Genomic DNA, 19440 nt, shown 5'->3' with positions numbered 1-19440 from the left:
TTGAAATACTCTCGTCAGGTCGTCAGGCAATACTGTCGGGGATCAGGCGGCTTTCCAGCCAGGTGATCTCGTCCTTGAGCAGCAGTTTGCGCTTTTTCAGCCGTTGCAGTTGCAACTGGTCCGATATCTGCAGGGCCATGCGGCTTATGACCGTATCAAGGTCACGATGTTCGCTGCGCAGTTCATGCAGCTTGCGAAGGAGGGTCTCGCGATCTGTCAGCATGGCGGCTCATCTGTTCGGTGGGCAGGGCGCTAGTCTAAGCATATCCGCGCCAAAAGGCGAAATGCGCGCCTTCGCCCACGGTCTGCAATTTTAGCATGGAATTCGCCTGCGCGTCTGGTCTAGCCTGATCGGGTCGTAGCAAGGACGCTGGAGGATTCCATGTCGTATGAAGCACGTATCAACAGCCTCAAAACTCGCCATGCGCGGCTTGATGCCCGCATTTTTGATGAAGACCGCAGGCCGCTGCCCGACGAGGGCGCGATCAGGCGGCTCAAGCTGGAAAAACTGCGCGTAAAGGAAGAAATCGAGCGACTGGCCAGGCTGGGCTGAAAAAAGCCCTGCTTTCCGCCCGGCGGGTCATGCTGCCGGGCGGTCAGGCTTACAGTGAGTGCTCGCTGTCGTCGTCCAGTTCCAGCGGCGGGGGAACGGCCTGGCCTTCACGGGCAAGGCGCTCATTGGCGGCGGCAACCATGGCATTGAGGTCGGTCTGGCTGCACAGGCCCAGCGTGACGGGATCACGCGGCTTGATGTTGGGGCTGTTCCAGTGCTGCTTGCTGCGCACTTTCTCGATCGTGTCCTTGGTGGTGCCCAGCAGCTTGCTGGTCTGCTGCTCGGACAGCTGCGGGAAGTTGCGCAGAATGAACGCAATCGCATCCGGGCGGTCGTTACGCTTGGCCACCGGGGTGTAACGCGCGCCCTTCGAGCGGCGGTTGATCGGGTTGGCGGGTGGCAGGATCTTGAGGCGCGACTCAGGGTCCTTTTCGCAGCGGTCGATTTCCGCCTGGGTCAGCTGGTGGTTGGCAATCGGGTCATAGCCCACGATTCCCTGCGCCACTTCGCCATCGGCGATGGCCTGCACCTCAAGGGGGTGCATTCCACAGAATTCGGCAATCTGGGTAAAGGTCAGTGCCGTCTTTTCAATAAGCCACACGGCGGTTGCCTTGGGCATCAGGGGCAGGGCAGTCATTGTCACTCAGGTCCTACAGCGTGTGGCGCCACACGCAGGCACCTGAAAGGGTGTTTGAAACGGTTCCATCCCGAAGCGGGAACCGTGCGTACCTGCTGGCGCGCCAGAAACGGAAAACACTCGTGGAAGTGATATGAAGGTTGAGGGCGCCAAAGGTCAAGGCTTCAATCCGCCCGCGCTGGATGTTTCGCATCCATCAGCCCGGAGTTTGAAAATACGGCCGCCAATCGGGCGGGCATCCGCAACCATGCAAAAAAGGGCGAGCCAGATGGCCCGCCCCCATAATCCATGACCCTGTTCAGGCGGCGCAGCCACAGGCGGCGGGCTGCGCCGCCATGGCGGGCGCTGCAACGGAGTCCGGCGCGGGCTGTGCGTCCTCCATGCCCATCACCTGGCCTGACGAGATGGGAATACGGCGCGGCTTGAGCGCCTCGGGCACGATCTGGCGCACGGCAATGCGCAGCAGGCCGTTGGTCATGTCCGCTTTTTCCACGACTACATGGTCAGCGAGCACAAAGCGGCGTTCGAACGCGCGGGTGGCGATGCCACGATGGAGCATCTCGCGGTCCTGCGTGTTTTCCGCCACGCGGCCAGCCACGATCAGCGTGTTGTCCTGCACGGTCAGCTCGATGTCATCGGGGCCGAACCCTGCCACCGCCATGGTCAGGACGTAGCGGGCATCGGACAGTTTTTCGATGTTATAGGGTGGGTAGGACGGGCTGACCGGATTCTGGGCCGCCGTATCGACAAGCTGGGCCAGCCGGTCAAACCCGATCGCGCTGCGAAACAGCGGTGCGAAATCATAAGCCATTTTCAAAACCTCCATGAAGCAAGGTCTGCGGGTGGGCGGCTCCTCGCTCGAGCGAGCCGCGCTGTAGGGATTATGCGAACCCGCTCGGGCGTTCGCATAGTCCAGACATGGGAATGCCCGGCCCCCCGTTCAAGGGACCGGGCATTGCCGGTAACCGCAGTGTGTGTTCGGTGGAGGTGAGGGTAATCAGCCCTTCTTGCGCTGGCCGAGCGCGCCGAACTTCTTGTTGAACTTGGCGACCTGGCCCCCGGTGTCCATCATGCGCTGCACGCCGGTCCACGCCGGGTGGGACTTGGTGTCGATGTCGAGGCGGAGCGTGTCGCCCGGCTTGCCGTAGCAGGAGCGGGTCTTGTACTCGGTGCCATCGGTCATGATGACATTGATTTCGTGGTAGTCGGGGTGGATGCCGGATTTCATTTCAAACAACTTTCGCGCTGGGCCCACCGATGCCGACCGGGGGCGTATGTTCGGCAGGCCTATAGACGAGATGGATGCCCGAGATCAACACCCGATGGCAAGAAAACCCGCGCCCGCCGCAGGCAGATGGAGTGTTACCGCGTTGCATCAGGGGAGCGGAATGGCAAAAAAGCGGCATTGATGCAGTCGTCACGCGCGCCCGATGTTGCTAGGAGTGAATATCTTCAAAGAAATAAAGGATAGGCGTTAATGGCAAAACTGCCGGATCACGTGCCTGAACTGCACGTCAAGGATATTCATGTACCCGGCTGGCTGGGCGAATTCCGTAACTTCCTCATGCGTGGCAACGTGGTTGACCTCGCTGTCGGTGTTATCGTCGGCGCGGCTTTCACGGCCATCGTGAACAGCCTGGTGAAGGATATCTTCACCCCCATCCTTGGCCTGCTCATTGGCGGCATCGACTTCACCAACCTGTTCATCACCCTGCGCGGCCCGCATCTGGCCACGCTGGCCGATGCCCAGAAGGCAGGCGCCGTTACGCTGAACGTGGGTCTGTTCCTCAACGCCGTGATCCAGTTCGTTATCATCGGCTTCGTGATTTTCTGGGTGGTCAAGGTCATCAACCGCCTGACCGCGAAGAAAGAAGCCGAGAAGCCGGCAACCCCGCCCGCGCCCCCGCGCAGCGAACTGCTGCTGCAGGACATTCTCGACGTGCTCAAGACCGAAGCCGCCCAGAAGGGCGAGGCCCCCAAGGCCTGAACGCACACTCCGGACGCGGCGTAAGAACGGGCACCCCGGCGTGGGTGCCCGTTTTTTTTGTGTCCGCCTGCGCCCTTGTGCCCGATGGCCCGCGTGCCCACTATCGCAGGCGCGGGTTGATCGGATGCGGTGTTTGTGTAACCCGATGGCCGCAACCCGCCCGCCTGGCCTGGCCACGGCGCGGGACATGCGTTCCGCATGAGAGTTTTCACAGCCGTTACAGGGTTGGCGCTACATGATTGATATCCGACGACATGTCCGTTCCGGCATGCTGCTTGTGGCCGCAGCCAGCCTGCTTGCGGGCTGCCATGGCCCGCAGCGCCTGGACATGGCGCGCCTGCCTGGCCCGGCACAGGATTACCTGCTGGTCTCGACCTATTTCATGGCCGAGGGCGGGCTTGTCAGCCGCCTGCAGGATGGCGGGCTGTCGGGCCAGCAGGTGTATGACATGGCGACCTCGCTCAAATACGGCAAGCACACGATCATGACCATGCTGCAGAAGCCTTCGGGTCGCGCGCGCCGCGATGGTCGGCAGGCCGTGGCGCTGATGGTGGCCTGCACCAACCAGACCGACCCGTCCACGCTGCATGGCATGGCGCCCCCGCGGTGCATTCCCGGCGCGCCCCCCATGCCCGTCAATGCAAAAGGGCAGGTCGCGCCACCCCCGGCCGGACCTGCCCCCAGATAATTTTGAGAAAAGTTTGTGGTGAAGTCTTTTTACAAAAAGGCGTCACCCAAAACTTTTCAGCATGCGCTCAGGGGCGCGTGGGCGGCCGTGCATCACGCCGCAGGCGCTTCTCGCCCATCAGCAGCAGCAGCGGTGCCGCGATGAAGATGGATGACGACGTGCCCACCACGATTCCGAACAGCATCACCCACGCAAAGCCGGACAGGCTGGCCCCGCCAAACAGCGCCAGCGGCAAGGCGGCGAGGAACACGGTGCACGATGTGCCCAGCGTGCGGCTCAGCGTCTCGTTGATCGACAGGTCGATCAGTTCGGCCAGCGGCATGGTGCGGTATTTGCGCAGGTTCTCGCGCACGCGGTCATACACCACCACCTTGTCGTTGGTGGAATAGCCCAGAATGGTCAGGATGGCGGCCACCATCACCAGATCGAATTCGAAATGCGTAATGACCAGAAAGCCGATGGCCTTGGTCAGGTCCAGCACCAGCGTCACCACCGCGCTGACCGCAAACTCCCACTCAAAACGGAACCAGATATAGGCCAGGATCATCAGCAGGCTGATGCCCAGCGCCAGCATGCCGTTGCGGAACAGTTCCTTCGAAACCGAAGCCCCCACCGCATCCGCCCGCAGCACCTGCGCGCCGGGCAGGGTGGCGATGGCATGGCGCACGGAGTCGACCATGGCCTGCGTGCGGGCCTCGTGGTCGGGCTCGCTGTCGGGCGGGGTGTCGAGGCGGATCAGCACGTCATCCGGCCCGCCAAAGGACTGCACGCCCGCAGCCGAGACATGCTCGCTCGCAAGGGCCGCGCGGATGACGTTGAAATCAGCCGGCCCCTGCGTGCGGGCCTCGACCACGATGCCACCGCGGAAATCCAGCCCCAGCGTCAGGCCGGGGTGAAAGAACAGGATCAGCGAGGCGATGGACAGCACGGCGGACGTGGCCAGCCCGATGAAGCGCCCGCGCATGAAGTTGATTTTCGTGCCACGCGGCACGAACCGAAGGAGGGGACGATCAAACATCATTCGGCGCGCCTCAGACCGGCAGGGTGCTGGGGCGCGTGCGGGCATACCAGCGCACCATCAGCATCCTTGAGAGGAGAAGGGTGGTAAACAGGGTCGTCACGATACCGATCGTGATGGTGAGCGCGAAGCCGCGCACCGGCCCGGTTCCAAAAACAAACAGCATCACATGCGCCAGCAGGGCGGTTGCGTTACTGTCCACGATGGTGGCGGTCGCGCGCTCGAAGCCTGCCTGCATGGCCTGCAGCGCGCTGCGGCCACGGGCTACTTCCTCACGGATGCGCTCGTTGATCAGGATGTTGGCATCCACCGCCATGCCCAAAGTCAGCAGCATGCCCGCCATGCCCGGCAGGGTCAGCGTGGCCTCGAACAGCGAGAGGATGGCGGTCATCAGCACCAGGTTGGCCAGCAGCGCAATGTTGGCGTACCAGCCGAAGCGGCCATAGAACAGCGCCATGAACGCGATCACGAGCACGAAACCCGCAGCCAGGCTGTAGCCGCCGGCGCGGATCGAATCCGCACCGAGCGACGGGCCGATGGAGCGCTGCTCGATGACGTTGAGCGGTGCGGGCAGTGCGCCCGCGCGCAGCAGCAGGGCGATGTCCGTGGCCTGCTGGGCGGAAAAGCCCCCGGTGATCTGCCCGTTGCCGCCGGTAATGGCGGTGCGGATGACCGGGGCCTCGATCACCTTGTTATCGAGCACGATGGCGAAGCGCTTGCCCACATTTGTGCGGGTCACGTCGCCAAATTCCTGCGCGCCGGTCGAATCGAAGGTGAAGTTCACCGCCCACTCGCCGCTCTGCTGGTCGATCGAGGCGCTGGCATTGGTCAGGTCGGCGCCATCCACGTCCACGTGCGAGAACACCGGCAGCGTGCCCTGTCCGCTGCTCATGGGCAGCATTTCCACCCCTGCTGGCGGCACGGCGGAGCCAATGGCGGAATCGGCCACAAGGTGGAAGGTCATCTTCGCCGTGGTGCCGAGCAGGTTCTTCACCCGCTCGGGGTCGCTGATGCCCGGCAGCTCCACAATGATACGGTCCTCGCCCTGGCGGGTGATCTCGGGGTCGATGGCGCCGGTGGCGTCAATGCGGCGGCGCACGATCTCGATGGACTGGGTCACTGCATCATAGGCGCGCTGGCGGGCGGCATCGGCCGAGAGCGTGATGGCGATCTGGCCATTTTCGCCCTGTTTTACCTCAAACTCGCCCGGCGCGTTCATCGGCATGGCGCGCAGCGCCTTGAGGTCGGGCTGCGTTTCATCCGGCGTGCGGGGCGTAAATGTCACCTCATGGGCGCCGGTGGCAAGGTTGCGGTAACCCAGCCCGGCCTTGAGCAGGGTCTGGCGTGTTTCATCCTGCAGGCCGCGCAGCCTGTCGGCGGTAACGCTGGCCATGTCCACCTGCAGCAGCAGGTACGAGCCGCCACGCAGGTCAAGGCCCAGATGGATCTGGCGCCATGGCAGGGAGGGGCTGGGCTGGCGGATGAAATTGGGCAGGCACAGCGCCAGCCCGATCAGACATACGCCAATGACCGAAGCCATTCTGAGCCGACTGTAATACATCATGACTTGATGGAAAGCTCCCTGCGCCCGGCTGAGCCGGTTCCCTTGCCCGGCATGGTCAATGTGTCGTGTGCACGTAAAATCAGTGCGGGAACATGCCGCTCCACGCCCGATGATGCAACCGCTGATACGCGGAGCGCCTGCCCGGCGTTGCCGTTTTGCCGCATTGGCGCGTGGCAGGCAGGCATGCCGGGGGCTGTGCGACCGGCGTGCTGGCTGCTACTCCGGCACGGGGCTGGTTCAAAGGTGTTGTGGCACGGGCCCGCTTTTGAAATGGCCGCGAAGAACGGCACGAAGGGAAGGCAGGATATGGTGCACGCAGCACGGCGGTTACGCATCGGCATTGTGGGGGCGGGGCATTTCGGCCGCTTTCACGCGCTCAAGGTGCTGTCTGGCGCGCGGGAGGCGCTTGTGGGCATCCATGACCCCGATGCCGCGCGGGCGCGCAAGGTGGCCGATGAGGCCGGTGGCGTGCCGGTGCTGTCCTACCCCGACCTGCTGGCCCGTTCCGATGCGATCATCGTGGCGGCGCCGGCGGAATATCATTTCGACCTTGCCCGTGAGGCACTCGCGGCGAACAGGCATGTGCTGGTGGAAAAACCCATGGCCGCGACGCTGGAGCAGGCCGATGAGCTGATGGCCCTGGCGCAAAAGCACGGCGTGGTGCTTCAGGTCGGCCATCTGCTGCGTTATTCCGCCGAGCACCGGGCCATTACCGAGCGCATCACCCGTCCGCTCTATATCGAGGCGACCCGCATCGCGCCCTACAAGCCGCGCGGCACGGATGTATCGGTCATTCTTGACCTCATGATCCATGACCTCGACCTGGTGCTTGCCATTGTTGATAGCCCGATCGAGAGCGTGGATGCGCTGGGGGCGGCGGTGAGTTCCCCGTTTGAGGATATCGCCAATGCCCGCGTGCGTTTTGAAAATGGCTGCGTTGCCACGATTGCTGCCAGCCGTATCTCGCTCAAGACCGAGCGGCGCATGCGCGTGTTCTCGCAGGAGGGTTATCTCTCCGCCGATTTCATGAAGCGCGAGCTGACCATGATCGGGCGCGAGCGGGGCCTGCCGCTGCCGGGCACCGGCGGTTTCCGCCGCGAATCGGTCACATGGCGCGACCATGACACGCTGGCCGCCGAACATGCGGCCTTTGCCGCCGCCTGCCTTGATGGCGCGAAAGTGCTGGTTGATGGCGCGGCAGGCCGCCGGGCGCTGGCGGCAGCCCTTGCGGTAACGCAGGGCATTGCCGCCACGCGGGCGCGGATGGAGGCCTCGGGGCTGATTATCCCCCCCGTTCAGGAGGACTGAAGCGTCTCGCGGAGCATTTCAAGCTCCAGCCAGCGTTCCTCGGCCGCCGTCAGGTCGGCCTGCGCCTTTTCCAGTGCAGCGGTGGCGGCGGTGAAGGCGGCAGGGTCGCGGGCATAAAGCCCCGCATCGCTCAGGATGGCGCGCAGGCGCTCGATTTCCGCCTCGAGTGCGGCCATCTGTTTGGGCAACTGCTCGAGCGCATGCTTGTCCTTGTAGGTCATCTTGCGCGCGGGCTGGCGGGGCGAGGTGGTGGGGGTCACATCGGTTGTGGCGGGTGCGGCCTCATTGCGCTCGGTGCGGGGGCGGGCGGCGAGTGTTGCATCCTGCCGCTGGGCCAGCATGTCGCTGTAGCCACCGGCATATTCCACCCATCTGCCCCCTCCTTCAGCCATCAGGATGGAGGAGGCGACCCGGTCGAGGAAATCACGGTCGTGGCTGACGAGCAGCACCGTGCCGGAATAGGCGGCCAGCATTTCCTGCAACAGGTCGAGCGTTTCAAGATCAAGGTCATTGGTCGGCTCATCAAGCACCAGCAGGTTCGAGGGCCGCGCCAGCGCGCAGGCCAGCATCAGCCGCCCGCGCTCGCCGCCTGACAGCACGCCCACCGGGGTGCGCGCCTGCTCGGGGCGGAACAGGAAGTCCTTCATGTAGCCAATGACATGGCGCTTCTCGTCGCCCACCTGCACCATGTCGCCACCGCCGCCGGTCAGCGTATCGGCCAGGGTGGCCCTGGGGTCGAGCGTGCGGCGCTGCTGGTCGAGGGTAACGACCGACAGCGCGCTGCCGATATTGATCGTGCCCGAATCCGGCTTGTCCTGCCCGGTGAGCAGGCGCAGCAGCGTACTCTTGCCCGCGCCGTTCGCCCCCACGATGCCCAGCCGGTCGCGGCGCAGCACGCGCAGGTCAAGGTGGCTGACCACGGGGTGGGCGGGGTCATAGGCCCGGCAGACATCCTCGGCCACCGCGACGAGCTTGCCCGACAGGTCGCTCTCGCGGGCTTCCATCTTCAGCCCGCCCTGCGGGCGGATGGCGGTGCGGCGCTGGTTGCGCAGTTCGGCCAGTTCAGCCACGCGGCGCACGTTGCGCTTGCGGCGCGCGGTCACGCCGTAGCGCATCCAGTCTTCCTCGCGCGCAATCTGGCGGTCGAGCTTGTGGCTGTCGCGCTCCTCCTGCTCAAGCACCTCCTCGCGCCAGGTCTCGAAGCGGGCAAAGCCCTGGTCGAGCCTGCGGGTCACGCCACGGTCGAGCCACACCACCGAGCGCGACAGCGTCTCGAGCAGGCGGCGGTCATGGCTGATGATGACCATGGCCGATGACAGCGAGAGCAGTTCGCGCTCCAGCCATTCAATGGTGGGCATGTCGAGGTGGTTGGTCGGCTCATCGAGCAAAAGCAGGTCCGGCTCGGGGGCCAGCGCGCGGGCCAGCGCGCAGCGCCGGGCTTCCCCGCCCGAGAGCGTGGCCGGGTCTTCCGTGCCATTCAGGCCGAGTTCGCCCAGCAGCAGTTCGGCGCGGTATTCCGGGTCGTTCGGCCCCATGCCCGCGCGCACGTAATCCAGCGTGGTGGCAAAGCCCGACAGGTCAGGTTCCTGCGGCAGGTAGCGCACCGTGGTGCCGGGCTGGAGGAATACCGTGCCGTCATCGGCCTGGATCTCGCCCGCCGCAATGCGCAGCAGGGTGGACTTGCCGCAGCCATTGCGCCCGACAAGGCAGACACGCTCGCCGGGGCCGATGCCAAACCCCGCGCCATCAAGCAGCGGCGCGCCGCCAAGGGTAAGGGTAATGTCCTGGAGGAGGAGAAGGGGAGGAGGAGCCATACCCGCTTATGTCGTGTCAGGCGGGGCGGGCGCAAGGTCCGTGTGGGCAACCCCTATTTGCGTGCCGTGCTTTCCAGCAGCTTGAGGAAGGACAGCCCCCAGCCCAGGGCCGTGCGGTTGGCGATGGCGTTCCAGCAGGCCTGCCAGCGTTCACGCTTTTCGGGTGCCGACATGGCCAGCGCCTGCTCGAGCGCATCGGCCATGCCGTCATGGTCGAGCGGGTTGACCAGCAGGGCCGCGTCAAGCTGCTTCGCCGCCCCGGCCAGCCGCGACAGGATGAGCACGCCGGGGTTCTCGGGGTCCTGGGCTGCGATGAACTCCTTGGCCACGAGGTTCATGCCATCGCGCAGCGGGGTGATGTAGCCGATATCGGCCAGGCGCATGTAACCCGCCACCGTGGGGCGCGGGCTGCCGCGGGTGAGAAAGCGCAGCGGCGTCCAGTCCGCCTGGCCGCGATGGGCGTTGAGCTTGCCGATCTGGTGCTCGAGTTTCCTGCGCAGCGCCTTGTAGGATGCGACCTCGGTGCGGCTTTCGGCCGCGATCTGCAGGAAGGTGACCTGCCGCTCGCGCTCGGGATAGGTCTCGAGCATGCGCTCGTAGCCCGCCAGCCGGTGGTCCAGCCCCTTGGTGGGGTCCATGCGGTCCACGCCAAAGATCAGCTTGCGGCCGGCAAGCGAGCCCGAAAGGCGCTTCAGGTCCTGCGAATCGGCTGCGGCGGCTGCGGTGCGGGCAAAGGCCTGCGGGTCGATCTCGACGGGAAAGGTGCCCACGCGCACCGTACGCCCCTCGAACACCAGCGTGTCCTCGCCATCAGGAACCGCGCCTGCGGTGCGGGTGGCGGCGAAGATGAAATTGGCGGTGTCATCAGCGGTCTGGAATCCCAGCAGGTCCGCCTTGAGCAGGTCGCGCAGGAACGTGCCGCCATCAGGCGCGGTGGCCAGCATGTCAGGCGCGGGGAAGGGGGTGTGCAGGAAAAAGCCGATGGGCTGGCGCACCCCGTTGCGGCGCAGCAGGGCGGGCAGCGGCAGCAGGTGGTAGTCGTGAATCCAGATGATGTCATCAGGCCGGAGCAGGGGCAGCAGGTTCTCGCAGAAACGCTGGTTGACCGACCAGTAGGTTTCAAGCTCGCGGCGCTCGAAGTGGATGTGCTCGGGCAGCGAGTGCATGAGCGGCCACAGCGTGGAGTTGGAAAAACCGGTGTAGTAATTGCGGTGCTCGGCAGGGGTGAGGCCGATGGTGGCGTATTCCACCCCTTCGGCCTGCTGGTGTTCGGGCGGGAGGTGGGCGGCGTCGGGGTGGCAGGTGCCGTTCCAGCCGAACCACATGCCGCCCTGGCGGGCCAGCAGGTCCTTGAGCACCACCGCGAGGCCACCGGGCCGCAGCCCCTCCTTGGGAACGGGAACGCGATTGGAGACAATGACCAGCCGTTTCATTCTGCCCTCTCTTCACTCAGCTGTCGCATGGCGGCCCAGCTTCGTCCGGCAGCACGACTGGGGCAGCATACACATCTGGCCGGGCAGGGGGATGCCGGTTGCGCCGGGACTGGCATGCGGCTGTGTCAGTTCAGTGGTACGCCGCCCGATACGGCCTGATAGGTGGAGACCGCCAGCGTGAGCGGTTCGAACGGCTTGGTGATGACAAAGGCCGGCTCGATCGTATCGCCCGTGAGCAGCCGCTCGGGGTAGGCGGTGACGAAGATGATCGGAATATCCTGGTGCTGCAATATGGCCGAGACGGCATTCATCCCGTCGCCGCCATCACCGAGGTTGATGTCGGCCAGGATCAGGCCGGGCCGGGTCTCGCGCGCAAGGCGCACGGCCTCGGCCTCGCTGCTGGCAACGCCTGCAATGGTGTGGCCGCACTGGCGCACCAGCTCCTCGATATCCATCGCGATGATCGGTTCATCCTCGATGATCAGCACGCTGGTCTGGGCACATGAGCGCAGGCGGGCGTGGGCATCCTCCAGCATGGCGGCGGCCTGCGGCTGGGCAATGGCCAGAACGCGGGCGGCGTCAGCCACGCTGAGTTCCTCGAGCGAGGTGAGCAGGAGCAGCTTGCGCGCCAGCGGCGGCATGCCGCCCGCCTTCGCCTCCTGTGTGCCGTGCTGGGCATGGTGGCGCGAGATCCACTGGTAAAGGCGTAGCCTCGGGGGCAGGGTGGGGTCATCCACCGCCATGAGTTCGCGCAGGCTTTCGGCCACCAGAAGGTCGCCGCTCGACTGGCTGCCACATAATGCACGGGCGTAACGCCGGGCATAGGGCAGGGCGCGAAGCAGGTCTTGACGCCGTGATAGCGGCATGAGGCATTCATCTCCCCAGATAAACTGTTACACTCCGGATCATGACAGCGTTAGACTGTGCTGCAAGAGTTGAAGAGTAAACAAACTGGAATCCAGAATACCATCCGATCCGTCACGGGTCACGCACTTGCGTGGGGAGATCCTGTCTCTCCTGCCACAATTGCGTGGTTTTGCCCGTTTCCTGACCGGTCAGTCCGCGGCGGCGGATGATCTGGTGCAGGAAACCGTGCTGCGCGCGCTCGGCGCGCTCGGGCAGTTCACGCCGGGCACCAGCATGAAGGCGTGGCTTTATACCATCGCGCGCAACCTGTTTTACGAGCAGGCGCGCAAAGGCCGGCGCGAGCGTGATGTCATGTCGGATTACGCGCAGCGCCCCGATCAGGCCGAAAGTGACAATGGTGCGGGGGAGGTCGATGCGCTGCGCGACCTCAATGGCGCGATCTGGCAGCTCACCCCCCGCCTGCGCGAGGCGCTGGTGCTGGTGGGCGTGCAGGAAATGACCTATGTCGAGGCCGCCCATGTGTGCGGCGTGACGGTGGGCACGCTCAAGGCCCGTGTTTCACGCGCGCGCGCCCAGATCATGGACTACATGCAGACGGACAGCAGGGGCGGAGGCTGAGGGAACCCCTGCGCAGTGCTCGCGTTTTCGTTACATGGGAAATGTAACCTTTCCTCCTTCCCGTTCATTGCACCGGCATGAACGACGAAACAGGGGAGATGAAAATGACCAGCAGCTTTCATGACCAGATGATCGCAATCCTGCCCCGACTGCGTGTGCAGGCCCTGTCGCTCACGCGCAACCGTGCGGCAGCCGATGACCTGGTGCAGGATGCCGTGTGCAATGCGCTGGCCGCCCAGCACAGCTTTACGCCGGGCACCAATTTCTCGGCATGGATGCACCGCATCCTGCGCAACCGATTCATTTCCGACCTGCGCAAGAAGCGCGAGACCGGCAATATCGAGGATGTGCCCGCCTCCGCCATGGCCGGCAGCGGCGCGCATGAAGAGCGCCTGATGGTCAAGGAACTGGCCGAGGCCATGAACCGCCTGCCCGCTGACCAGCGCGAGGCCCTGGTGCTCGTGGTGATGCAGGGCATGAGCTACGATGAACTCGCCGCCGCCACGAACTGCGCCGTGGGCACCGCCAAGAGCCGCGTGTTCCGCGCCCGCCGCCAGCTCGCCACGTGGTTGTATGGGGAAGAACGCGATATCTCCACCGTTGAACTGCGCGGAGCAGTCCAGCGCCTGCGTTCGCGCACGCAGGCCCGTGTCGCTACGGCAGCGGCATCGGCCTGAGCCGGGAATTCCTGCTTTGAATTATGGCGTGAATATGGCACTGACAGTGGCACCACCGTTGATATCCCTGGCTTCAGAAGGGAAGAGCGTGCTGGCGCAATCAGCGGTTGTATGGGGGTAGGTGACATATGCACGATCATGAGCAGTATATATTCGGACTCTTCAACACGCGCTGGTGGTATGAGCGTCCTTCCTACACGGCGGCCCTGCTTGTCAGCATGCTGCTGGTATGGCTTTTTTCCTCGCACCTGCTGAACCGGGCCATCGCCAATATCACGGCCTCCGGCGAGGGCGAGGAAAAGAAGAAAAAAGGCAACAGTGAGAAGACGCTCGGCGAGCTTATTCTTTCTGGCATATCTTTTGTGTACGAGCATGGCCTTGCCTATTTCATGATGTTTCTCCTCATGGGTGCCATTGGTCCGTTCGTGCTTGTCATACCGTGTGTCTTGCTGGCGGTTTCCCGTTACTGGCGGCAGGAAGACAGGGCGGCCAGCCTCGGGGCGGATTGAGGGCATGAACTGATCGGGATAAACGGCTCCATGCCTGGAGCCGTTGGCATGCCCTGCGGTTATGCCTGAAGGAAAAGCAAGATACATTTCCAATGAAACTGCCCGAGAATACAGCTACGAACGGGAATTTACTTCGGGATAATGCGATGGCTCTGAAGGACAGGTGTCCTCCCAGGCAACCAGGAAAGAAGTCCACAAGCAAATCGGATGATGCGTTCGAGCTATGGCTGAAGCGAGGGCTGCATCAGTTGTTCGATGATGTGACCAAAGAGCCTGTTCCCGAGGAACTGTTGCGTCTTATTGAGGAAGACCGGAAGCGGACAAAATAGATGCCCGTTCCACCTTCCTCCGGTCGGCGCGGCAGGCGGGGGCGTCATCGCAGCCTGTTTACGCGTGTCGGGCGCGTGTTCGACGCCGTGCGTGGCCGGATGATGGCAATTATCCTGCTTGCGGCCATGCCCATTGCCCTGATCGGGGCCGTGCAGGCATGGCACAGTTATCACAATACTCTCGAGGCGCCCGGCTACCGCACGGATATGGCTGTGGCGCGCATCGATCTTGAACTGCACCATGAATCCGAGCATCTCGCCTCGCTGCTGCAGGCGGTCGCGCGCATGCGGCTCGATAGTGGCGGGCTTGCACGCATGCTGCAGCTTGTCGAGTCCCTGACCGGGCGGCATTACAGCCAGATCGCGCTAGCCGATGACCGGGGCAACATCGCCGCCGCCGTTGGCCCCGACCATGACGCGACACCCTTGAGCATTGACGAGATGCCCCGCTTTCAGGGCGATGTGAAGCTCGTGGCCATACCCGATGCGCTGACGGGCGTGCCCGATCATTTCCGCATCACGGTTGGGGCCATGATTGGCGATGACGCCGGTCGCCCGGCCCGCTCGGGCTATCTTACGGCCATCATGCCGCTGTCATGGCGCAGCGCGATGCTGCAGAGCAGCGACCCCCGGCTTGACCTGATGCAGCAGAACGGCCCGATCCAGATCTGGGTCATGGACACCCACGCCCGCGCCACGGTCCCCCTTTGCGCGGATTGTAACTGGCAGGATCACCCACCGGCGCGGATCATGCAGTGGGCGCGTTTCGAGGTCATGCATGGCGTGGAACACGACCACATCACCCTGCCCGAAGGCTCGTATTCCATCGGGCGGGTGCAGGGCGGGGTGCATGTGCTGACCATGACGCGGCGCAACGCCAGCGAGCGGCATGCGGTGGTCATGTTCGCCATCTCGCTCGTCACCAGCGGGGTGCTGCTGCTCGTGGGGCTTCTGGGGGCTTCGAAAAGTGCGGATGTGCTGGTCATAACGCCGCTGCGACAGCTTACGGCCTCGGTCAACCAGTGGCAGCTTGGCGGGGTGTATGACGTGCGATCGAACTGGGCCATGCCGCTTGAGGTCAGGCAGCTGGCCCATGCCTTCAGCAAGGCCACGCGCAGGCTGGCGCGGCATGAAAAGCGCCTTGAACGCGCGCAGGTGCGCCAGGAGCTGCTCCTCAAGGAAATGCATCACCGCGTCAAGAACAACCTGCAGATCGTGGCCTCCCTGCTCAACCTGCAGGCGGGTCGCATCCGCCAGCCCGGCGCGCGCGAGGAATTCGCCCAGGCGCGTGACCGCGTGCGCGCGCTGGCCACCCTGCATCGCTACCTGTATGCCGATGGCGAGCTGTACAGCCTGAACATGCAGAGCTTCGTGCGCGAACTGTGTGGCCAGATCATGCATGCCATTGGTGAATCCGATGAAGACCGCATCACGCTTGATATCCGCGTCGATGACCTGCTGATGGTGCCCGACCAGGCCGTGCCGCTGGCCCTGATCGTGACCGAGGCAGTCAGCAACACCATCAAATACGCCTTTCCCGACCAGTTGCACGGCACGCTGGAAGTGGGCCTGCGCGCGCTTGATGGCGGGCGGGCGTGCCTGTGGATTGCCGATAATGGCGTGGGCATGGCGGCGGGCCGCAATCTCAGGGGAGCGGAAGACGAGCGCAGCGGGATCGGCATGCAGCTGATCCGCGGCTTTGCGCGCCAGCTGGGCGGCACGTTGCAGATGTTCGAGGAAAATGGCACCCGCTATGTGCTTGTTTTTCCGTTAAAGCAGCCCGATCAGGACGAACTGGCCGACTGAATGCATGCAAAAATGCATGGCAGAGTTATCTCACGGGCAGTTTATGGCGGCGTATGATGGCTGTCCCTGTGCCGTGTCATTCGGTATAGGGAGCGGTCATGAACGATGACAAGACAGTGATGAAGGCGTGGACCCGGGCACAGTCGCGCCTGGGGCGCAGGCAGGCCATGCCTGTCGTGTTGCTGGGTCTGGCCATATCCGCCATCGCCGTGGGGCAGGTGTGGTGCATCGCCACCGCGCTGGCCTGCGTGCTGGTGCCCGGTGGCATGCCGGTGGTTGCGTGGCCGCTGGCCGGGCTGGTCGGGCTGGCGGTGGCACGCGCGGGCCTGCAGGCGGCGTCTGACACGCTGGCCGCGCGCGCGGGCATGAAGGGGCGCGCCCGGCTGCGTGGTGGCGTGATCGAGGCCATCATGCGCGGCGGACCGGGCCTCCTGCGCCAGCACCACACGGGCGAGCTGACCGCGCTGGCCGTTGACCGGATCGAGGCGCTGGACGGGTTTTTCGCCCGGTGGCTGCCCGCTTCCGTGCTGTGGGTGGCGGCGCCACTTGTCATTGGCGTGCTGGCGGCGTTCGTGCAGCCAGGCTCGGCGCTGATTATGGCCGTGTGCGGCATTGCCGTGCCGTTTGGCCAGGCGCTGTTCGGCATCGGGGCGGCGGTGGCCTCGCGCAACCAGTTCCTGGCCATGACCCGCCTGCAGGCCCGCTTCCTTGACCGGGTGCGCGGCATCGCCACCATTGTCCTGTCCGGCCGCACGGAGGATGAAACCCGCAGGCTTGCGGCAAGCGCCGAGGAGCTTCGCCTGCGCACCATGAAGGTGCTGCGCGTCGCTTTCCTGTCTTCCGCCTCCATCGACTGCGCCATGGTCGTGGCCCTTGTGCTCGTCGCACTGCGCAACGGCGCCCACCTGATGGACCTCCATGAGCAGGGCGTGCCCGCCGCCATCATGGCGGGGCAGGTCGCACGCGGGCTGTTCGTGGTGCTGGTGGTGCCGGAATTCTTTGCGCCCTTCCGCAGTCTCGCCCTGGCCTATCAGGACCGGGCGCACGCCTCTGGCGCCGCGAGTGCCATGCGCATCCTGCCCGATGCCACGCCCGTGCGGGTCGGCGGGCAGGCGGTATGCGACATGACGGGGGGCGTTGCGGTTGCCTTCGAGCATGTCAGCTTCGCATGGGATATCGCACGCGGCATGGCGGTTGATGATGTTTCCTTCAGCGTGCCCGCGGGCCAGACGCTGCTGCTGTGTGGCGCATCGGGTTCGGGCAAGTCCACCATCATCGAACTGCTGCTCGGCTTCATCCAGCCCGCCAGCGGGCGCATTATGTTCAACGGCGTGGACATGACCACCCTCGCCCCCGAGGCGCTGGTGGCCATGACATCGTGGATCGGGCAGAAGCCGGTGCTGTTCGCGGGCACGCTGCGCGAGAACATCCTGTTCGCCCGCCCCGATGCAACGCAGGAGCAGCTTGGCGCCGCCGTGGCTGCTGCGGCGGCCGGAGATTTCGTGGCCAGTCTGCCCCAAGGGCTTGATACCTTTATTGGCGAGGGGGGGTTTGGCCTCTCTGGCGGTCAGGCGCAGCGCGTGGCGATTGCCCGCGCCTTCCTGAAAGATGCGCCGCTGGTGGTGCTTGATGAGCCAACCGCGCATCTCGATCCCGATACCGAGGCCGATGTGTTTGAAAGCCTGCGCCGCCTTGCCGCCCGGCGCACCGTCATCCTGGCCACCCATTCCGGTGCGGTGACGGGGTTTGAGGGGCAGCGGATTGATCTGGCGCAGGGTCATGTCGTGACCAGTGGGGAGAAAGTATCGTGAAATCCTCACAGACAGGGGAACTCAACCGCATGGCCCGGCGCGAGGGCGTGCTCGCCCCCGTAGGCCGCATCCTGCAGATCTGGCAGCGTCGCGCGCCGCTGCTGACGGCGGGTGCGCTGCTGTCGCTGCTGGCGCTCATCATCGGCCTTGTGCTGATGCGCGAGGCAGGCATCCGCGTCGCGGCCATGACCATGGGCATGATCGTGGTCACCACCGGGGCGCTGCGCATTTTTGGCAGTGCGCGGGTGATCCTGCGCTACGCGGAGCGGCTGGTCGCGCATGATGCCATGTTCCGCGCGCTGGCGGATGTGCGGGTATGGTTCTTCCGCCACCTTGCGCGCGGGGCTGCGGCGGGGCTTGGCTTCCGCCGCGCGGGCGACCTGCTCTCGCGCCTTGTGTCGGATGTCGAGACGCTGGACGGGCTTTACCTGCGCATCATCCTGCCGCTGGCGGGCGCGTGCCTGGTGCTGCCGTTCCTGTTCATCGCCATCAACATGGTCAGTACGGTGCTGGCCGTGGTGGTGTGCGCGCTGTTCGCCTGCGGGGCGTTCGGGCTGCCGCTCTGTGCCGCCATGCTGGGGCGGCGCGAAGGCGGGCTGGTCAACCATGAGGCGGCGCAACTGCGCGTGGGCGTGCTCGACATGGTGGGTGGCCTGCGCGAAATCACGACCTTCGGGGCGGAGGGGCGCATGCTCGACCATGTGCGCGACCGTGATGCAGCACTCTGCCGCGCGCAGATGAAGCAGGCCCGCATGCTGGCCCTGGCTGGGGCCGCCTCCTATCTGTGCGGGCAGGCAGCAGTTGTGGCGGTGCTGGCAGCGGCCATGGGGCTGGGCCTGCCGCACATTGCTCCGCTGCCTGCCGCCGCCGTGCTATTCCTGACGGTTGCGGCCTTCGAGAGCATTGGCGGGCTGACGCGCGCGGGTGCGCTGGCTGGCAACATCACCCGCGCCGCCGCCCGCGTGGTGGCGGTGGGCGATCTGCCCGAGCATGCGCCGCCCGAAGGCACGCAGCCTGCGCCTCAGGGCACCGATATCCGTTTCGAGCAGGTCTCCTTCCGTTGGGATGAGTCCCGCGCGCCCGTGCTTGATCACCTTGACCTGAATATTCCCGCAGGCCAGCGCATTGCGGTCATGGGGCCTTCGGGGGCGGGCAAGTCCACGCTGGCAGCCCTTCTGCTCAAGGTGGTGGGGCCGCAGGCGGGGCGCATTACGCTGGGGGGCGAGGATATCGCCACCATTCGCGATGAAGCGATGCGTGAGCGGATTGCATGGCTGTCACAGGCGACGCATCTGTTTACGGACACGATTCGCGCCAACCTCCTGCTTGGCCGCCCCGACGCCACCGAGGCTGACCTGTGGGCGGCACTGGAGCAGGCCCGCGTGGCCGATGTGGTCCGCGCCCTGCCAGATGGGCTGGATAGCTGGCTGGGTGAAGGCGGGGCGAGTGTGTCGGGCGGGCAGGGGCGGCGGCTGGCGCTGGCCCGCGTGCTGCTGTCGCGCGCGCCGATCCTGATCCTTGATGAACCGGCGACCGGGCTGGATGCCCGGACCGAGCGTGAATTCCTCCTTACCCTCAATGAAGTGACGCAGGGGCGCACGGTCATTCTGATCGTGCACCGGCTGACGGGTGTGGAAAAGCTGGATCAGGCATGGCGTATCGTGGGTGGTAAAACCGTGGCGGCTACGGCATGAAGGGACCGTTCCGCCTGCCGAAAGGATTGACGTGCCCCGCCCCAGCGGGCACGAAGTAGCGGAAAACCGGATCGGACACACCTCAAGGCTGGGCGCGGTCCGTCATGCATATCTGAAACGGGAGTAA

Annotated in this window: 20 protein-coding genes; 11 read left to right on the top strand and 9 right to left on the bottom strand. The window is 64.9% G+C overall.

The features are described 5' to 3' along the window. Positions 1-22: 22 nt before the first annotated feature. The gene (locus CDI09_RS01575) at positions 23-223 is read right to left on the bottom strand and encodes a YdcH family protein (protein ID WP_061272640.1); all 201 of its coding nucleotides are present in this window, start codon (positions 221-223) and stop codon (positions 23-25) included. Between the two features lie 159 nt (positions 224-382). On the opposite strand from CDI09_RS01575, the gene CDI09_RS01570 reads away from it, so the two are divergent. After that, complete coding sequence (locus tag CDI09_RS01570) at positions 383-553, top strand: YdcH family protein (RefSeq protein WP_078526835.1); 171 nt, start codon at positions 383-385, stop codon at positions 551-553. Between the two features lie 49 nt (positions 554-602). Here the strand turns inward: CDI09_RS01570 and CDI09_RS01565 are convergent, their stop codons facing one another. The 3 genes from CDI09_RS01565 to rpmE form a co-directional block, all read right to left on the bottom strand. After that, on the bottom strand, positions 603-1190 hold the full coding sequence (locus CDI09_RS01565) for a DUF1013 domain-containing protein (RefSeq protein ID WP_078526837.1): 588 nt from the start codon (positions 1188-1190) through the stop codon (positions 603-605). Between the two features lie 298 nt (positions 1191-1488). After that, complete coding sequence (locus CDI09_RS01560) at positions 1489-2001, bottom strand: Hsp20 family protein (RefSeq protein WP_078526839.1); 513 nt, start codon at positions 1999-2001, stop codon at positions 1489-1491. Positions 2002-2187: 186 nt separating this feature from the next. After that, a complete protein-coding gene (rpmE, locus tag CDI09_RS01555; protein ID WP_061272648.1) occupies positions 2188-2418 on the bottom strand; it encodes a 50S ribosomal protein L31 in 231 nt (76 codons plus the stop codon). 249 nt (positions 2419-2667) lie between these two features. Here rpmE and mscL point away from each other — a divergent pair, with 249 nt between their 5' ends. After that, positions 2668-3177 (top strand): large conductance mechanosensitive channel protein MscL, encoded by a 510-nt coding sequence (gene mscL / locus CDI09_RS01550; RefSeq protein WP_078526841.1) that lies wholly within the window; start codon positions 2668-2670, stop codon positions 3175-3177. 235 nt (positions 3178-3412) lie between these two features. Further along, the gene (locus tag CDI09_RS01545) at positions 3413-3865 is read left to right on the top strand and encodes a hypothetical protein (protein ID WP_078526843.1); all 453 of its coding nucleotides are present in this window, start codon (positions 3413-3415) and stop codon (positions 3863-3865) included. A gap of 67 nt (positions 3866-3932) precedes the next feature. On the opposite strand, the gene secF is transcribed toward CDI09_RS01545, so the two are convergent. Then, entirely contained in the window at positions 3933-4883 is a 951-nt protein-coding gene (gene secF, locus CDI09_RS01540) for a protein translocase subunit SecF (protein WP_110571169.1), read from the bottom strand. 13 nt (positions 4884-4896) lie between these two features. Then, on the bottom strand, positions 4897-6447 hold the full coding sequence (secD, locus tag CDI09_RS01535) for a protein translocase subunit SecD (protein WP_078526845.1): 1551 nt from the start codon (positions 6445-6447) through the stop codon (positions 4897-4899). A 306-nt stretch (positions 6448-6753) separates the two neighbouring features. Here secD and CDI09_RS01525 point away from each other — a divergent pair, with 306 nt between their 5' ends. Continuing rightward, complete coding sequence (locus tag CDI09_RS01525) at positions 6754-7755, top strand: Gfo/Idh/MocA family protein (RefSeq protein WP_110571158.1); 1002 nt, start codon at positions 6754-6756, stop codon at positions 7753-7755. On the opposite strand, the gene CDI09_RS01520 is transcribed toward CDI09_RS01525, so the two are convergent. The 3 genes from CDI09_RS01520 to CDI09_RS01510 form a co-directional block, all read right to left on the bottom strand. After that, positions 7743-9569: an ABC-F family ATP-binding cassette domain-containing protein gene (locus CDI09_RS01520; protein WP_078526848.1), complete on the bottom strand. Its 1827-nt coding sequence runs from the start codon at positions 9567-9569 to the stop codon at positions 7743-7745. The two genes, CDI09_RS01525 and CDI09_RS01520, sit on opposite strands and share 13 nt — an antisense overlap. A 53-nt stretch (positions 9570-9622) precedes the next feature. Next, positions 9623-11002 (bottom strand): alpha,alpha-trehalose-phosphate synthase (UDP-forming), encoded by a 1380-nt coding sequence (locus CDI09_RS01515; RefSeq protein ID WP_078526850.1) that lies wholly within the window; start codon positions 11000-11002, stop codon positions 9623-9625. A gap of 125 nt (positions 11003-11127) precedes the next feature. Beyond that, positions 11128-11868, bottom strand: a complete 741-nt coding sequence (locus CDI09_RS01510; protein ID WP_078526851.1) for a response regulator — start codon at positions 11866-11868, stop codon at positions 11128-11130. 127 nt (positions 11869-11995) lie between these two features. Here CDI09_RS01510 and CDI09_RS01505 point away from each other — a divergent pair, with 127 nt between their 5' ends. The 7 genes from CDI09_RS01505 (at position 11996) to cydC (ending at position 19313) form a co-directional block, all read left to right on the top strand. Continuing rightward, positions 11996-12487: a sigma-70 family RNA polymerase sigma factor gene (locus CDI09_RS01505; RefSeq protein WP_078526853.1), complete on the top strand. Its 492-nt coding sequence runs from the start codon at positions 11996-11998 to the stop codon at positions 12485-12487. 104 nt (positions 12488-12591) lie between these two features. Then, positions 12592-13164, top strand: coding sequence for a sigma-70 family RNA polymerase sigma factor (locus CDI09_RS01500; protein ID WP_078528098.1), 573 nt, complete (start codon positions 12592-12594; stop codon positions 13162-13164). 128 nt (positions 13165-13292) lie between these two features. Next, positions 13293-13673: a hypothetical protein gene (locus CDI09_RS01495; RefSeq protein WP_078526855.1), complete on the top strand. Its 381-nt coding sequence runs from the start codon at positions 13293-13295 to the stop codon at positions 13671-13673. Positions 13674-13819: 146 nt separating this feature from the next. After that, positions 13820-14002 (top strand): hypothetical protein, encoded by a 183-nt coding sequence (locus CDI09_RS18505; RefSeq protein ID WP_078528100.1) that lies wholly within the window; start codon positions 13820-13822, stop codon positions 14000-14002. Further along, positions 14003-15808 (top strand): sensor histidine kinase, encoded by a 1806-nt coding sequence (locus CDI09_RS01485; RefSeq protein ID WP_078526857.1) that lies wholly within the window; start codon positions 14003-14005, stop codon positions 15806-15808. 98 nt (positions 15809-15906) lie between these two features. Continuing rightward, positions 15907-17619 (top strand): thiol reductant ABC exporter subunit CydD, encoded by a 1713-nt coding sequence (gene cydD / locus CDI09_RS01480; RefSeq protein WP_078526859.1) that lies wholly within the window; start codon positions 15907-15909, stop codon positions 17617-17619. 29 nt (positions 17620-17648) lie between these two features. Beyond that, complete coding sequence (gene cydC / locus CDI09_RS01475; RefSeq protein WP_205836721.1) at positions 17649-19313, top strand: thiol reductant ABC exporter subunit CydC; 1665 nt, start codon at positions 17649-17651, stop codon at positions 19311-19313. Positions 19314-19440 lie beyond the last annotated feature (127 nt).

The organism is Komagataeibacter nataicola (assembly GCF_003207795.1).
GTDB lineage: Bacteria > Pseudomonadota > Alphaproteobacteria > Acetobacterales > Acetobacteraceae > Komagataeibacter > Komagataeibacter nataicola.
The sequence above is the reverse complement of the archived record's forward strand: the minus strand, read 5'-3'. Positions and strand labels throughout refer to the sequence as shown.

What these genes read in the sequence shown, in the direction of transcription:
- CDI09_RS01575 (WP_061272640.1), bottom strand. Translation starts at nt 223, where the DNA reads ATGCTGACAGATCGCGAGACCCTCCTTCGCAAGCTGCATGAACTGCGC.
- CDI09_RS01570 (WP_078526835.1), top strand. Translation starts at nt 383, where the DNA reads ATGTCGTATGAAGCACGTATCAACAGCCTCAAAACTCGCCATGCGCGG.
- CDI09_RS01565 (WP_078526837.1), bottom strand. Translation starts at nt 1,190, where the DNA reads ATGACTGCCCTGCCCCTGATGCCCAAGGCAACCGCCGTGTGGCTTATT.
- CDI09_RS01560 (WP_078526839.1), bottom strand. Translation starts at nt 2,001, where the DNA reads ATGGCTTATGATTTCGCACCGCTGTTTCGCAGCGCGATCGGGTTTGAC.
- rpmE (WP_061272648.1), bottom strand. Translation starts at nt 2,418, where the DNA reads ATGAAATCCGGCATCCACCCCGACTACCACGAAATCAATGTCATCATG.
- mscL (WP_078526841.1), top strand. Translation starts at nt 2,668, where the DNA reads ATGGCAAAACTGCCGGATCACGTGCCTGAACTGCACGTCAAGGATATT.
- CDI09_RS01545 (WP_078526843.1), top strand. Translation starts at nt 3,413, where the DNA reads ATGATTGATATCCGACGACATGTCCGTTCCGGCATGCTGCTTGTGGCC.
- secF (WP_110571169.1), bottom strand. Translation starts at nt 4,883, where the DNA reads ATGTTTGATCGTCCCCTCCTTCGGTTCGTGCCGCGTGGCACGAAAATC.
- secD (WP_078526845.1), bottom strand. Translation starts at nt 6,447, where the DNA reads ATGATGTATTACAGTCGGCTCAGAATGGCTTCGGTCATTGGCGTATGT.
- CDI09_RS01525 (WP_110571158.1), top strand. Translation starts at nt 6,754, where the DNA reads ATGGTGCACGCAGCACGGCGGTTACGCATCGGCATTGTGGGGGCGGGG.
- CDI09_RS01520 (WP_078526848.1), bottom strand. Translation starts at nt 9,569, where the DNA reads ATGGCTCCTCCTCCCCTTCTCCTCCTCCAGGACATTACCCTTACCCTT.
- CDI09_RS01515 (WP_078526850.1), bottom strand. Translation starts at nt 11,002, where the DNA reads ATGAAACGGCTGGTCATTGTCTCCAATCGCGTTCCCGTTCCCAAGGAG.
- CDI09_RS01510 (WP_078526851.1), bottom strand. Translation starts at nt 11,868, where the DNA reads ATGCCGCTATCACGGCGTCAAGACCTGCTTCGCGCCCTGCCCTATGCC.
- CDI09_RS01500 (WP_078528098.1), top strand. Translation starts at nt 12,592, where the DNA reads ATGACCAGCAGCTTTCATGACCAGATGATCGCAATCCTGCCCCGACTG.
- CDI09_RS01495 (WP_078526855.1), top strand. Translation starts at nt 13,293, where the DNA reads ATGCACGATCATGAGCAGTATATATTCGGACTCTTCAACACGCGCTGG.
- CDI09_RS18505 (WP_078528100.1), top strand. Translation starts at nt 13,820, where the DNA reads ATGGCTCTGAAGGACAGGTGTCCTCCCAGGCAACCAGGAAAGAAGTCC.
- CDI09_RS01485 (WP_078526857.1), top strand. Translation starts at nt 14,003, where the DNA reads ATGCCCGTTCCACCTTCCTCCGGTCGGCGCGGCAGGCGGGGGCGTCAT.
- cydD (WP_078526859.1), top strand. Translation starts at nt 15,907, where the DNA reads ATGAACGATGACAAGACAGTGATGAAGGCGTGGACCCGGGCACAGTCG.
- cydC (WP_205836721.1), top strand. Translation starts at nt 17,649, where the DNA reads ATGGCCCGGCGCGAGGGCGTGCTCGCCCCCGTAGGCCGCATCCTGCAG.